The sequence below is a fragment of the Paraburkholderia monticola genome (assembly GCF_001580545.1).
Classification (GTDB): Bacteria; Pseudomonadota; Gammaproteobacteria; order Burkholderiales; family Burkholderiaceae; genus Paraburkholderia; species Paraburkholderia monticola.
The window spans coordinates 278,552-292,615 of record NZ_LRBG01000012.1 but is presented as its reverse complement, the minus strand read 5'-3'; the positions used below and the strand labels follow the sequence as shown (position 1 = coordinate 292,615).

Annotated in this window: 12 protein-coding genes and 3 tRNA genes; 10 read left to right on the top strand and 5 right to left on the bottom strand. The window is 62.0% G+C overall.

All coding sequences use genetic code 11. The features are described from left to right. Nucleotides 1–22 precede the first annotated feature (22 nt). Nucleotides 23–109 (top strand) — tRNA-Leu (locus CI15_RS15945). A gap of 106 nt (nt 110–215) precedes the next feature. On the opposite strand, the gene CI15_RS15940 is transcribed toward CI15_RS15945, so the two are convergent. The 3 genes from CI15_RS15940 to CI15_RS15930 all read right to left on the bottom strand — a co-directional run bounded on the left by CI15_RS15940 (nt 216) and on the right by CI15_RS15930 (nt 2,286). After that, complete coding sequence (locus CI15_RS15940; protein WP_062129286.1) at nt 216–503, bottom strand: hypothetical protein; 288 nt, start codon at nt 501–503, stop codon at nt 216–218. 121 nt (nt 504–624) lie between these two features. Continuing rightward, nucleotides 625–1,077, bottom strand: coding sequence for a MarR family winged helix-turn-helix transcriptional regulator (locus CI15_RS15935; protein ID WP_062129285.1), 453 nt, complete (start codon nt 1,075–1,077; stop codon nt 625–627). Between the two features lie 63 nt (nt 1,078–1,140). Continuing rightward, nucleotides 1,141–2,286, bottom strand: coding sequence for a glycerate kinase (locus CI15_RS15930; RefSeq protein WP_062129284.1), 1,146 nt, complete (start codon nt 2,284–2,286; stop codon nt 1,141–1,143). A 547-nt stretch (nt 2,287–2,833) separates the two neighbouring features. Here CI15_RS15930 and tig point away from each other — a divergent pair. From tig to CI15_RS15890, 8 genes are all read left to right on the top strand, one after another. After that, a complete protein-coding gene (tig, locus tag CI15_RS15925; RefSeq protein WP_062129283.1) occupies nt 2,834–4,180 on the top strand; it encodes a trigger factor in 1,347 nt (448 codons plus the stop codon). Between the two features lie 195 nt (nt 4,181–4,375). Further along, a complete protein-coding gene (clpP, locus tag CI15_RS15920) occupies nt 4,376–5,029 on the top strand; it encodes an ATP-dependent Clp endopeptidase proteolytic subunit ClpP (RefSeq protein WP_006048927.1) in 654 nt (217 codons plus the stop codon). A 196-nt stretch (nt 5,030–5,225) separates the two neighbouring features. After that, a complete protein-coding gene (clpX, locus tag CI15_RS15915) occupies nt 5,226–6,497 on the top strand; it encodes an ATP-dependent Clp protease ATP-binding subunit ClpX (protein ID WP_018418079.1) in 1,272 nt (423 codons plus the stop codon). Nucleotides 6,498–6,697: 200 nt separating this feature from the next. Then, nucleotides 6,698–9,118, top strand: a complete 2,421-nt coding sequence (gene lon, locus CI15_RS15910; RefSeq protein ID WP_062129282.1) for an endopeptidase La — start codon at nt 6,698–6,700, stop codon at nt 9,116–9,118. Between the two features lie 319 nt (nt 9,119–9,437). Next, the gene (locus CI15_RS15905) at nt 9,438–9,710 is read left to right on the top strand and encodes an HU family DNA-binding protein (protein ID WP_062129281.1); all 273 of its coding nucleotides are present in this window, start codon (nt 9,438–9,440) and stop codon (nt 9,708–9,710) included. A 98-nt stretch (nt 9,711–9,808) separates the two neighbouring features. Next, nucleotides 9,809–9,884: transfer RNA gene (locus tag CI15_RS15900), tRNA-Val, on the top strand. Between the two features lie 45 nt (nt 9,885–9,929). Further along, nucleotides 9,930–10,006, top strand: a tRNA-Asp gene (locus CI15_RS15895). A gap of 86 nt (nt 10,007–10,092) precedes the next feature. Next, entirely contained in the window at nt 10,093–12,027 is a 1,935-nt protein-coding gene (locus tag CI15_RS15890) for a SurA N-terminal domain-containing protein (protein WP_062129280.1), read from the top strand. Between the two features lie 82 nt (nt 12,028–12,109). Here CI15_RS15890 and CI15_RS35365 read toward each other — a convergent pair whose 3' ends face one another. Both CI15_RS35365 and CI15_RS15885 read right to left on the bottom strand, forming a co-directional pair. Then, nucleotides 12,110–12,451 carry a hypothetical protein gene (locus CI15_RS35365; RefSeq protein WP_075643707.1) on the bottom strand — a complete coding sequence of 114 codons (342 nt, stop codon included), beginning with the start codon at nt 12,449–12,451 and terminating at the stop codon, nt 12,110–12,112. A 115-nt stretch (nt 12,452–12,566) separates the two neighbouring features. After that, the gene (locus CI15_RS15885) at nt 12,567–13,271 is read right to left on the bottom strand and encodes an arylesterase (RefSeq protein WP_062129279.1); all 705 of its coding nucleotides are present in this window, start codon (nt 13,269–13,271) and stop codon (nt 12,567–12,569) included. Here CI15_RS15885 and CI15_RS15880 point away from each other — a divergent pair. Next, complete coding sequence (locus CI15_RS15880) at nt 13,270–13,956, top strand: ABC transporter ATP-binding protein (RefSeq protein ID WP_062129278.1); 687 nt, start codon at nt 13,270–13,272, stop codon at nt 13,954–13,956. The two genes, CI15_RS15885 and CI15_RS15880, sit on opposite strands and share 2 nt — an antisense overlap. The last annotated feature ends 108 nt before the right edge of the window (nt 13,957–14,064 follow it).

The window sequence follows — 14,064 nt, the reverse complement described above, 5'->3', positions numbered from 1 at the left end:
ACGCATCGCGGCGTACCCGGCTGCGAGGGTGGCGAAATTGGTAGACGCACCAGGTTTAGGTCCTGACGCCCGCAAGGGTGTAGGGGTTCGAGTCCCCTCCCTCGCACCAGTCATAAGTAGTCGAGAAAAACCCCGTCAAGTCTTCGGACCGACGGGGTTTTTTCTTTTTTGCGCGGTTTCTGCAAGGCCGCGGCCTTGCATCGCGAACGCGCGACTCAGACGTCCGGCGTTCCCGACGCTTGCTGCGAGCCCGGCAATTCCGTCTGCGCGGCGCCTTCGAGGAAACGGCGCGTCGAATCGAACGACTGCAGCATCTGGTCCGGCCACGGCGTTTGCAACATCACCGCCTGATGATTTTCAAATGCCGACGACAGCAGTTTCGCCAGCTCCGGCGAACGAAGATGACGTAGCACAACGCTGAGCGCGATCGCGGTCGCCTGGCTCGCGCCGGCGGTCTGAAGCTCTGACGCGGTGAGTGCCGCGAGCTGTTTGTTGATGTCCACTGAAACGTCCCTGGATGAAAAAGAGGATGAAGGCGCGTTGGCCAATCCTCGATTTTGACACGCGCCGCCCATTGCCATGAAGCGCTGCTTTTCGAACACGGCCGGCTCGCGCCGCGCGGTCTCACTCCCCCCGCGTGCTCATCGTGTTGATCACCTTGTCGAGCGCCGCGCCGAGCGCGGCCTTCTCTTTCTCGTCGAGACAGTCGAACATATCGCCGTTCCACTTGCGCGCGATCGGCATCACCTTGCGATACAGCGCGCGGCCCTCCGGCGTTAGCGAAACCAGCACGACGCGGCCGTCCGCCGCGCTCGTCTCGCGCTGCACGAGTCCCTGCCGGATCAGCGCTTCAGCCGCGCGGCTTGCCTGGCTTTTGTCGAGATTGGCATGGCGCGCCAGCTCCATGATCGAGAACGGCCCGAACGACCCCACCGACGCGATCACCCGCGCTTCAGGCAGCGTCACGTCGAGCTTTGCCGCGTAGCGCGCGCTGATGCCGCGCTCGGCCAGTTTGTTCAGCACATGCAGACGATACGTGAGGAACTGCTCGAGCCCGGCTTTGGCGGAGTCCTTCATGGTTACCCCATGATGAGTGGAACGGTCGTGGCGCTGTGATTGTTGCCGCCACCGTTTCGCGGGTCAACGCACGCCGTATTTCAGGCGCGTCAACTGCTCCGCCTCGTTGGCGAGCAGGCGCGCCGCGTCGCGAATCGCGACGTCGAGCGTGATCGGTCCTGGCGCCGGCGAAAAGCAACCGCTGAAGTGTTCGGCAAGACGCGGCAGCGCGGCGGAGTCGACCGCGCCGGACAGCAGCGTGGCGGGCACACCCGCGGCCCGTGCATGCGCGCACGCGATGAACGGTGCCTTGCCGTGCAGCGTCTGCACGTCCGAGCGACCTTCGCCGGTGATCAGCCAGTCAGCGCCGGTGAGCGCGGCGTCGAGACCGATCTGGCGGGCGACCGTTTCCGCGCCCGGCTCGAACTGCGCGCCGAGCATGTGCAGCGCGAAGCCGAGACCGCCCGCCGCGCCCGCGCCCGGTTGGTCGCGCGCGGTGCGGCCAAGCGCGGCCTCGAGCAGATCGGCGAAGTGTGCGAGCGCCGCGTCGATCGGCGCGACCTGTTCTGGCTTCACGCCTTTTTGCGGGCCGAAGATCGCGGTCGCGCCGTGATCGCCGGTGAGCGGATTGTCGACGTCCGACATGCCGACAAATTGCGTGTCGGCAAGCCGGGCGTCGAGCAGCGATGCGTCGACCCGTGCGACCCGCGCGAGCTGTTCGGGCGTGCCTTCGAGCGGGTTACCTTGCGCGTCGAACAGTTGCAGGCCGAGGCCGGTGAGCAGGCCAGCGCCCCCATCGTTCGTGCTGCTGCCGCCGAGCGCCACGAAAAAGCGCCGCACGCCGGCGTTGAGCAGGGCGCGAATCGCCTCGCCCATGCCGCGTGTGCTGCGCGCCTCGACCGGAACGCCCATGCCGACCGGGTCCGTAATGCCGACGATCTCCGCCGTTTCGATGATCGCGCTGCCGTCCGCGAGCAGGCCGGTCAGCGCTTCGCGCGTCGGACCGGCCGCGCCGCGCACGCGGAGCGTGCGGCGTTCGCCGCCGCTCGTGAGCATCGCGTCGAGCGTGCCTTCGCCACCATCGGCCATCGGGCAGATACGTACGCTGGCGTCGGGACGCGCGCGCTGAATGCCAGAGGCGATCGCCTGCGCGACCTGTTCCGCGCTGAGCGAGCCTTTGAATGAATCGGGAGCGATGACGACGACAGGCGAGGGCGACGAATTCGACATGGTGTCTCTGAGAGGTTTGAGTCGTTGTAAACGGTTGCCGGAGCGGGTGAGGAGACCGGTTGCGGGCGACCGGTGGTGGGCGATGGCCCGACCGAGTGCGTTAGCTTATCAGCATGGGGGCGCAGGCTGAATATGTCGAACGGCATAGGCGGGATCGCCGCGGCGATGGGTCGGTAGGGGGTGGGCGCGAGCGGTGGCGTGAAGCCTTTGCCGCATGACGGGCAAGCGCCGGAACAATCCACGGTGCGTGGCCGGATCGTGACGTCGGCGACAAAACGCGCTGCCCGTGTCGAAACAACCCGAAAAGTGCCCGCAAAACGCCAGGATACAGAGAAAAGTCGGTGCAACCATCGAATCCCGGCTAGGCGCGCAAATAGTTTGCTAAAATATTTGGCTCTTTGGACTCAACCGTGCTGCCGGCGGCCTGCAAGCCCGCGGCGCAGGCGCCTGATCGATGCAACCGGCGCAAATCGATGCGAAGCGACATCGACAGGCGGCACGGAGAAGATAACTGATTCGCTCGAATAATTTTAGGACGATTGAAGCCATGGCTAACGTTGTTGAAAACCTCGGCAAGCTCGAACGCCGCGTGACGATTTCCCTGCCGAAGGATGCCGTGCAGAAGGAAGTGGATTCGCGTATCCGTCAACTCGCGAAGAACGTGCGCATGCCGGGTTTCCGCCCGGGCAAGGTGCCGCTCAAGATGGTGACGCAACAGTATTCGGGCCAGGTGGAAGCCGAAGTGCTGAGCGACAAGGTCGGCAAGGAATTCTTCGACATCAGCCGCACCGAAAACCTGCGTGTCGCAGGCCAGCCGAGCTTCGCGCCGAAGGCCGACGCCGCTGAAGGCAACTATGCGTTCGACGCGACCTTCGAGGTGTACCCGGAAGTGAAGCTGGGCGACGTCGCCGCGGCTGAAATCGAGCGCACTACGACCACCATCAGCGAAGCGGAAATCGACCGCACACTGGACATCCTGCGCAAGCAGCGCGTGCATTTCCACGCTCGCGGTGAATCCGGCGAGCACGGCGACGGCGGCGCGGATACGGCCGCGAAAGACGGCGATCGCGTGACGGTCGACTTCCTCGGCAAGCTCGACGGTGAAGCATTCCAGGGCGGTAGCGCCGAAGACTTCGGGTTCATCCTCGGCGAAGGCCGCATGCTGCCGGAATTCGAAAAGGCGGCGCTCGGCCTGAAGGTCGGCGAAGCGAAGGAATTCGACCTGAAGTTCCCGGACGACTACCACGGCAAGGAAGTGGCGGGCAAGACGGCACAATTCACGATCACGATGAAGAAGATCGAATGGCCGCATCTGCCGGAAGTGGACGGCGAGTTCGCGAAGTCGCTCGGCATCGAAGACGGCGATCTGACCAAGATGCGCGCCGAAATCAAGGACAACCTCGAGCGTGAAGCCAAGCGCCGCACGCAAGCCATCGTCAAGAACCAGGTGATGGACGCACTGCTCAAGATCTCGGAACTCGACGTGCCGAACGCGCTGATCGAACAGGATCAGGAACGCCTCGTCGCGATGGCTCGTCAGGATCTGGAGCAGCGTGGCGTGCCGAACGCGAAAGACGCGCCGATCCCGGCGGCGATGTTCAAGGAGCAGGCCGAGCGTCGCGTCAAGCTGGGCCTCGTGCTGGCCGAACTGGTGAAGGCGAACGAACTGCAAGCGAAGCCGGAACAGATCCGTGCCGAAGTGGACGAATTCGCGAAAAGCTATGAGGACCCGAAGGAAGTCGTGCGCTGGTATTATTCGAACCAGCAACGTCTTGCTGAAATGGAAGCGTACGTCGTTGAAGCCAACGTCGTCGACTTCGTCCTCAGCAAGGCGAAGGTGACGGACAAGGAAGTGAGCTTCGAAGAACTGGCAAGCGCAACGGCGCAGGCGTAAGCGTCGCTGCAACGGCGTGCCGGCTGTCGGAGCGACCGACGGCCCGCACGCCGTTTTTTTGTGCCGTGAAAATGTGTGAGGTACCGGATCAGGTCGTGCGGCGCACACAGAAACCGGTACTTGAATACGGGCTCGCCGCACCAACCTGTGTCCAGCAGCTAATATTCAGATTATTTCCAGACAAGGATCCATTGCATGACCTTTCGCGCCCAAATGCTGGACACGTTGACCTCCCAGTCGTCCCGGGATCTCGAAGCGCAGGCACTCGGTCTGGTGCCGATCGTCGTGGAAACGAGCGGCCGGGGCGAGCGCTCGTATGATATTTATTCGCGTCTGCTGAAGGAACGCATCGTGTTCCTCGTGGGCGAAGTGAACGACCAGACGGCCAATCTGGTGGTCGCGCAGATGCTGTTTCTGGAAAGCGAAAATCCGGACAAGGACATCTACTTCTACATCAACAGCCCGGGCGGCTCCGTGTCGGCAGGTATGGCGATCTACGATACGATGCAGTTCATCAAGCCGGACGTCTCGACGCTGTGCATGGGGCTCGCGGCGAGCATGGGCGCGTTCCTGCTCGCGGCCGGCGCGAAGGGCAAGCGTTTCGCGCTGCCGAATTCGCGCGTGATGATTCACCAGCCGCTCGGCGGCGCGCGCGGCCAGGCATCTGACATTGAAATCCAGGCGCGCGAAATCCTGTACCTGAAGGAGCGGCTGAATCATCTGCTCGCGCACCACACCGGTCAACCCGTCGAACGTATCGCGCGCGACACCGACCGCGACAATTTCATGTCCGGCGATGACGCGCAAGCGTACGGCCTCGTTGACCAGGTGGCGCACAAGCGTCCCTGATCTGGTACGGTTTTGCCCCGCTGTTTTGCCCACCGTTGCGGCAAAACCGTCATCGGGTCGGTTGTGAATGATCAACTTCCGTCCGGGCGTCCGCGGCAAGCGCCGTTATCCTGCTCACTAGCCCCGGCGCGCCCAAACTGCGTGGCGGGGGCAAACGGCGTATTATGTAATTCACTGTCCGGAGGCTCATACATCTATGGCGGACAAGAAAGGTTCTAACAGCGAAAAGCTGTTGTATTGCTCGTTTTGCGGCAAGAGTCAGCATGAGGTCAAGAAACTGATTGCTGGCCCGTCGGTGTTCATCTGCGATGAATGTATCGACCTGTGCAACGAAATCATTCGTGACGAGGCTGCAGGCGCGGGCATCGAGGCGGGCTTGTCGAAGTCCGACCTGCCGACTCCGCAGGAAATCCGTGAAATTCTCGACCAGTACGTGATCGGTCAGGAACGCGCGAAGAAGATCCTCGCGGTCGCGGTCTACAACCACTACAAGCGTCTCAAGCATCTCGACAAGAAAGACGAAATCGAGCTGTCGAAGAGCAACATCCTGCTGATCGGCCCGACCGGCTCTGGCAAGACGCTGCTCGCGCAGACGCTCGCGCGCCTTCTGAACGTGCCGTTCGTGATCGCGGACGCGACCACGCTGACGGAAGCCGGCTATGTCGGTGAAGACGTCGAGAACATCATTCAGAAGCTGTTGCAGAATTGCAATTACGAAGTGGACAAGGCCCAGCGCGGCATCGTCTACATCGACGAAATCGATAAGATCAGCCGCAAGTCCGACAACCCGTCCATCACCCGCGACGTATCGGGCGAGGGCGTGCAGCAGGCTCTGCTGAAGCTGGTCGAAGGCACGATGGCGTCGGTGCCGCCGCAAGGTGGTCGTAAGCATCCGAACCAGGACTTCATCCAGGTCGATACGACCAACATCCTGTTCATCTGCGGTGGCGCGTTCGACGGCCTCGAGAAGGTCATCGTCGATCGTACCGAGAAGACGGGCATCGGTTTCGGTGCGAGCGTGAAGAGCAAGCAGGACCGCGACGCCGGCGAAGTGCTGCGCGAAGTGGAACCGGAAGATCTGATCAAGTTCGGCCTGATTCCGGAACTGATCGGCCGTCTGCCGGTGGTCGCGACGCTCGGCAAGCTCGACGAAGCGGCGCTGATGAAGATTCTCGTCGAACCGAAGAATGCGCTGGTCAAGCAGTATCACAAGCTCTTCAGCATGGAGCGCGTCGAGCTCGAGATCCGTCCGGCCGCCTTGCAGGCCGTGGCGCGCAAGGCGATCCGCCGTAAGACGGGCGCGCGGGGCCTGCGTTCGATTCTGGAACAGGCGTTGCTCGAAGTGATGTACGACCTGCCGCAAATGAAAGGCGTCAGTAAGGTCATCATCGACGACAACGTCATCGACGGCGACGGCAAGCCACTGCTGATCTACGAAGACGCGCCGAAGGTCGCGGGTTCGAACTGATCGGCTTTCGAGTTCTGCAAAAAAGCCGTTCATGGCGACGTGAACGGCTTTTTCGTTTATCGTGTGGTCAGGCTGGTTGTTCTCACTATGGAGTCACTGAACCTTCGGAGTCACTGAACTTTTCCCACACGCGAAGGCTTGCAATATTTTCTGCTGGCCTTACCTATCGAACGAACTGATTCCACTCATGGGGAAATGAAATGTCAGGAACCCAACTCCTCCCGCCGGAACGCATTACGCTGCCGCTGCTCCCGCTGCGCGACGTAGTCGTTTTCCCGCACATGGTGATTCCGCTCTTCGTAGGCCGCCCGAAGTCGATCAAGGCTCTCGAAGCAGCGATGGAAGGCGGCAAGCACATCATGCTCGTCGCCCAGAAAACGGCTGCGAAAGATGAGCCGACCGAAAAGGACATGTACGAAGTAGGGTGTATCGCCAACATCCTGCAGATGCTGAAGTTGCCCGACGGTACCGTGAAGGTGCTCGTCGAAGGCTTGCAGCGCGCCAAGACGCTTTCCATCGAAGAACAGGAAACGCAGTTCTCGTGCGAAGTCATGCCGCTCGAACCCGACCACGCCGACAGCGCTGAAACCGAAGCGCTGCGTCGCGCGATCGTGTCGCAGTTCGACCAGTATGTGAAGCTGAACAAGAAGATCCCGCCGGAGATCCTGACCTCGCTGTCGGGCATCGACGAGGCCGGGCGTCTTGCCGACACGATCGCGGCGCACCTGCCGCTCAAGCTGGACCAGAAGCAGCACATCCTCGAGATGTTCCCGGTGATCGAGCGGCTCGAGCATCTGCTCGCGCAACTCGAAGCCGAGATCGACATCCTGCAGGTCGAAAAGCGCATCCGTGGGCGCGTGAAGCGTCAGATGGAGAAGAGCCAGCGCGAGTACTACCTGAACGAACAGGTCAAGGCGATCCAGAAGGAACTCGGCGAAGGCGAGGAAGGTGCGGATCTCGAAGAACTCGAGAAGCGCATCACGGCCGCCCGCATGCCGAAGGAAGCGAAGAAGAAAGCCGACTCCGAGCTGAAGAAGCTCAAGCTGATGTCGCCGATGTCGGCGGAAGCGACGGTCGTGCGCAACTACATCGACACGCTGATCGGCCTGCCGTGGCGCAAGAAGAGCAAGGTCAACAACGACCTCTCGAATGCGGAGCGCGTGCTCGACGAAGACCACTTCGGTCTCGAGAAGGTGAAGGAACGGATTCTCGAGTATCTCGCGGTCCAGCAACGTGTCGACAAGGTCAAGGCGCCGATCCTGTGCCTCGTTGGGCCTCCGGGTGTCGGTAAGACCTCGCTGGGTCAGTCGATCGCGCGCGCGACGAACCGTAAGTTCGTGCGCATGGCGTTGGGCGGCGTGCGTGACGAAGCCGAGATTCGCGGTCACCGTCGTACGTATATCGGCTCGATGCCGGGCAAGATCCTGCAAAGCCTGACCAAGGTCGGCGTGCGCAATCCGCTGTTCCTGCTCGACGAAGTCGACAAGATGGGCCAGGATTTCCGCGGCGATCCGTCGTCGGCGCTGCTTGAAGTGCTCGATCCGGAACAGAACCATACGTTCGCCGATCACTATGTCGAAGTTGACTTCGATCTGTCGGACGTGATGTTCGTGGCGACGTCGAACTCGCTGAACATTCCGCCGCCGCTGCTTGACCGGATGGAAGTGATCCGTCTGTCGGGCTACACGGAAGACGAGAAGGTCAGCATCGCGCAGCGTTATCTGTTGCCGAAGCAGAAGAAGAACAACGGTCTCAAGGATGGCGAGATCGACGTGGCGGAAACCGCGATTCGCGACATCATTCGTTACTACACGCGTGAAGCGGGCGTGCGCTCGCTCGAGCGTGAAGTGTCGAAGATCTGCCGCAAGGTCGTGAAGATGCTTCTGCTGAAGAAGGCTGCGGGCGCGGTGAAGGTCGACGGTAGCAATCTCGACACCTTCCTCGGCGTGCGCAAGTACGACTTCGGTCTGGCCGCGAAGGAAAATCAGGTGGGCCAGGTCACCGGTCTTGCGTGGACGGAAGTGGGCGGCGATCTGCTGACCATCGAAGCCGCGGTGATGCCGGGCAAGGGCAATGTGATCCGCACGGGCTCGCTCGGCGACGTGATGAAGGAGTCCGTCGAAGCGGCGCGCTCGGTCGTGCGTTCGCGTTCGCGTCGTCTTGGCATCAAGGACGAAGCGTTCGACAAGCAGGACATTCACATTCACGTGCCGGAAGGCGCGACGCCGAAAGATGGTCCTTCGGCCGGTATCGCGATGACGACCGCGCTGGTGTCGGTGTTGACCGGTATCCCGGTGCGCGCCGACGTCGCGATGACGGGTGAAATCACGTTGCGTGGCGAAGTTCTGCCGATCGGCGGTCTGAAGGAGAAGCTGCTCGCGGCGCATCGCGGTGGCATCAAGCTCGTGCTGATTCCGGAAGAGAACGTCAAGGACTTGACGGAGATCCCGGACAACGTGAAGAACGCGATCGAAATCGTGCCGGTCCGCTGGATCGACAAGGTGCTCGAACTTGCGCTCGAACGTGTGCCGCAAGCGTTGCCGGAAGAAGAGCCGAAGCCTGCAGCACCGGTTGGGGCTGAGCCGGGCAAGGATGCCGCGACGGACGTCGTCAAGCACTAAGGCCCGAAGCGCATGAGAATGCGCTGACTCCAAAACATCCAGCGGCGCAGTTGCTCGCTGAACCAGAAAACCCGCGGTCAAGGCCGCGGGTTTTTTATTGCCCGCACGATCTCGCCGCAAGGGCGCATCGCCAGTCTTTCCGCTGCAATACGCGGTGATGAAAGCACTCCTCTAAAACCGCCCCGATCAGGCTCAACCCCGGTTGACACAAGGGTTTCGACCGCTTCTAATGGGGCGGCCTGGCGTAGCCGCCGGTCGCGTGGCACGAGGTGCTGGAAAGCACTGTCACGATTGCCAATAAACATTCACGGGGGTTTGAATGAATAAGACGGAATTGATCGATCACATCGCAGAGCAAGCCGACATTTCGAAGGCTGCGGCCGGCCGTGCACTCGACGCAGTGATCGCCGGTGTCAAAAGCACGTTGAAGAAAGGCGGGTCGGTTACGTTGGTTGGCTTCGGCACGTTCGCGGTCGGCAAGCGCACCGCGCGTACCGGACGCAATCCGCGCACGGGCGCCGCGATCAAAATCAAGGCGGCGAAAGTCCCTAAATTTAGGCCTGGCAAAGCGCTGAAGGATGCGCTAAACTAATGGGCTTGCTGCTTGATGAGTTGCGACGCGGATGTTTGCGCGATCCGCAGCGAAAGCGGTAGCAAGGCAGGAAACACACAAGCACTGAATCACGAAACGGGTGCTTAGCTCAGTTGGTAGAGCGGCGCCCTTACAAGGCGTAGGTCGGGAGTTCGAGCCTCTCAGCACCCACCAGTTTCAGATTCGGTCACCGTGTTTTCAGCGGTAAGCGCAGTATAAGGAGTGGTAGTTCAGTCGGTTAGAATACCGGCCTGTCACGCCGGGGGTCGCGGGTTCGAGTCCCGTCCACTCCGCCAGTATCCACGAAAGGCGAACTCCGGTTCGCCTTTTTTGTTGCCCGCTGTTGTAAGATCGGGCGTTCTGTTTTTGGCACCCCTCACGCATGCTCGATTTTTTCCGCAATCACCAACGCCTGATGATGTTCATGCTCATCCTCGTCATTTTGCCGGGGTTGGGTTTCGTGGGTATCCAGGGCTTCCGCGGCTTCTTTGACGAAAGTGCAAACGTCGCGAGTGTCAACGGTCACAAGATCACCCGCGTCGAGTACGACGACGCGATGCGCCAGCAGATCGATCGCGGCCGTCAGATGCTCGGCGCGCAGTTCGACATGAAGTCGTTCGACACGCCGGAGCGCCGTCGCCAGATGCTCGACGGCATGATCGAGCAGCGTGTGCTCGCCGACGAAACGCAGCGTCTGCATCTGACCGCATCGGACGACGCGGTGCGCCGCACGCTGATGTCCGATCCGGTGATCTCGTCGCTGAAGAATCCCGACGGTTCGATCGACCTCGATCGCTACAAGCAGTTGCTCGCGATGCAGGGCATGACGCCCGATCAGTACGACGAGCGTGTGCGCTACAACCTCGCGATGCAACAGCTGCCCGCGAGCATCGTGGCGAGCGCGTTCACGTCGAAGACACTTGCCCAGCACCTGACCGAGCTCGCCGAGCAGCAGCGTGAAGTGCAGGGCATTGCGTTCCATCCGCACGACTACGCGGCGAAGATGCAGCCGACCGATGCGCAACTGCAAGCGTATTACGACGCGCATCGCAACGACTTCGCGACGCCCGCCACCGCGACGATCCAGTATCTGGTGATGTCGCCGGCCACGCTGAGCGCATCGGTGCAGCCGAGCGACGCGGACCTGAAGAAGTACTACGACGACAACATCGCGCACTTCCGCACCGAAGGCGAAGTGCGCGCGAGCCACATCCTGATCGCGGCACCGAAGGACGCGAGCGCGGCCGACAAGGCCAAGGCGAAGCAGAAGGCCGAGGAGTTGCTCGCACAGATCAAGGCGCATCCGGACCAGTTCGCCCAGATCGCGCAGCAGAACTCGCAGGACCCGGGTTCGGCAGCGAAGGGAGGCGATCTCGGTTACTTCGGCCGCGGCATGATCGCGGGCGGCCAGACGTTCGACGACGCGGTGTTCGCGCTGAAGAAGGACGAAATCAGCGGCATCGTGCAGACCGACTTTGGTTTCCACATCATCAAGGTCACCGATGTGAAGCCGACGGTCACGAAGTCGTTCGACGAAGTGAAGGACCAGATTGCCAAGGAGCTGAAGACGCAATTGGCGACCAAGGCGTTCACCGACAGCTCGGAAGGTTTCACGTCGCTCGTCTATGAAAAGTCGAAGACCCTGCAGCCGGCCGCGGACAAGTTCAAGCTGCAGATCCAGACCGCGACGGTCACGCCGCAGCCGGATCCGAAGCTGCCGCCCGACAGCCCACTGAACAACCCGAAGTTGCTCGCGGCTGTGTTCGCGAACGACTCGGTGTCGGCGCACAACAATACGCAGGCCATCGACGTCGGCAACAACACGCTGATCGCCGCGCGCGTCGCCGACTACAAGCCCGCCGCCGTCCCCGCATTCGACGCGGTGAAGGACGCGGTGCGTCAGAAGGTGATCGCCGAGCAGTCGAACGAAGCGGCGCAAAAGGACGGAGCCGCGAAGCTGGCCGAGTTCGAGAAGTCGAAGTCGACTGCCGGATTCTCGTCGCCGCTGAAGGTGTCGCGCAATGACCCGCAAGGCGTACCGCCTGCCGCACTGAGTGCAATCTACAAGGTCGATGCGCAAAAGCTGCCGGCTTATGTCGGTGTCGATCTCGGCGACGACGGCTATGCGATTTATCGCGTGAACCAGATCGTGCCGCCCGCGGCCACCGACGCGCAGCATCTCGCCGCCGCGCAGCAGCAGGTTGCTCAGGTGGATGCGCAGGCGCAGGCCGAAGCGTATCTGAAGGCGCTGCGCGAGCGCTCGACCGTGAAGTTCTACGGCTCGCTCGATAACGCCGCGCAAACGGCCGACCAGTAAGCCGCTGTAAGCATTACCTGCCTGCCGACAAAAAAAGCCCCGCAAGATGCGGGGCTTTTTTCATGTCACATGCGCGACGGCTTTACAGACAGCCACTGATCGCACTAGTGGCGTCACTACTACCAGCGCCGCCAGCGCGGAAGCCGACCCACGAGCCATTGCCGCTATACGACGGGCGGACCACCGCGGCCGCGCCGTTAGGCGGCTGCTGACCCGGGACGTAGACGTCCATCGCCCGACCGTTGGCGAGGATATTTTGCGAGACCACCTGTTGTTGCGAGCTATCCGCCCATTTCTGCCCAATACAGGTGGCGACGGCGGGAGGCGGCTGCTGGCTTTGACCGACCGATTGAACGCCGGCCGGCGGTTGAGCCGCGCAGGCCGAGATAGCAACAGTCAAAGCGATTAACGGTAAATATTTCACGTTATCTCCTCAGAAGTCGCTCAAGAATGAGCCGGGTGGCAGGGATCGCGCATGTGTCGTACGGCTTGGCGTTCCGTGCTCCCCAAGTTCCGGAAACAAGTCGTTGGCAGGCTTTTCAGTGCGGCGAACTTGTGCGAAGGAGTGGCTTCACAGCGGGCCACACGTTGTTGAGCAGCACGGGCTGTGCCTGCTGCGTCGGGTGGATCTGGTCGGCCTGGAACATGTCGGGTTTGTCGGCGATGCCGGCGAGCAAAAACGGCACGAGCGGCAGATGGAATTCTTTCGACAGCTGCCCATAGAGGCCGTGGAACTTTTGCGTATAGTCGGGGCCGTAATTGGGCGGCACGTACATGCCGACGAGCACGACTTTCGCGTGACCTTGCTGTGCCTGTTCGATGATCGTGCGCAGATTGTCCTCGGTCGTGGAGAGCGGCACGCCGCGCAAGGCGTCGTTCGCGCCGAGCTCGACGATCACGATGCTCGGCTTGAGCCGTTCCATCAGTGCGGGCAGGCGCGCGCGTCCGCCGCTCGTCGTGTCGCCGCTAATGCTCGCATTGGCGACGCTATAATCGATGCGCTCCTCGGCGAGACGCTGACGCATCAAGGCGACCCAGCCCGTATCGCGGGGCAGGCCATACTCGGCGGAGATGCTGTCGCCGAGCACGACGATCACCGGCTTCGCGGGTTCTGGCGCATTCGCCGCATGAGCCCGCAACGGTAACGAAACCAGCGCGGCGGCCATCATCGTGGCGCCGAATGCCGCGGTCAGCGCCGCGGCGCGAGGGGCGATGGCGCCCACTTTCAACCTACGCTTCACCATGCCAAACAGAACTGATCCAGTCATTGCAGTGCGGGGTTTGTGCAAGAGGGTTAAGGATGCAACGGGCGAACTGACGATTCTCGACGACATCGATCTTGCCATCGATGCCGGCAGTAGCGTGGCGATCGTCGGTGCATCCGGGTCGGGCAAGTCTACGCTGCTCGGCTTGCTCGCCGGATTGGACAGCGCGAGCGCGGGCTCGGTTCGGCTGCTTGGCCGCGAACTCGGCGAGCTCGACGAAGACGGGCGCGCCGCGCTGCGCAGCGGCGCGGTGGGCTTCGTGTTCCAGTCGTTTCAATTGATGCCGCATCTGACCGCGCTCGAAAACGTCACGTTGCCGCTCGAACTGCAAGGCGGCATCAGCACCCGCGAGGCCGCCGCGCGTGCACGCGAGCTGCTCGAACAGGTCGGGCTCGGGCAGCGTACCGGTCACTATCCGAAGCTGCTGTCAGGCGGTGAGCAACAGCGCGTTGCGCTCGCGCGTGCGTTCGTCACGCGCCCGGCGATCCTGTTCGCCGACGAACCGACGGGCAGTCTCGACGCGGCCACCGGTCACGCGGTCATCGATCTGATGTTCGAGATGAATCGTGCGCATGGCGCGACGCTCGTGCTCGTCACACACGACATCGAACTCGCGCGCCGGTGCGATACGACGGTGACGATCGACGCGGGGCGCCTCGCGTGATGCGCTGACGGATCGCGGACTTGCGCTCGCGCATTGCAGGCGAGTCGTCGTCAAAGCAAAAACAAAGCGGGCCGTAGCCCGCTTTGTTTATTGCGCGTTAGAGCGTGT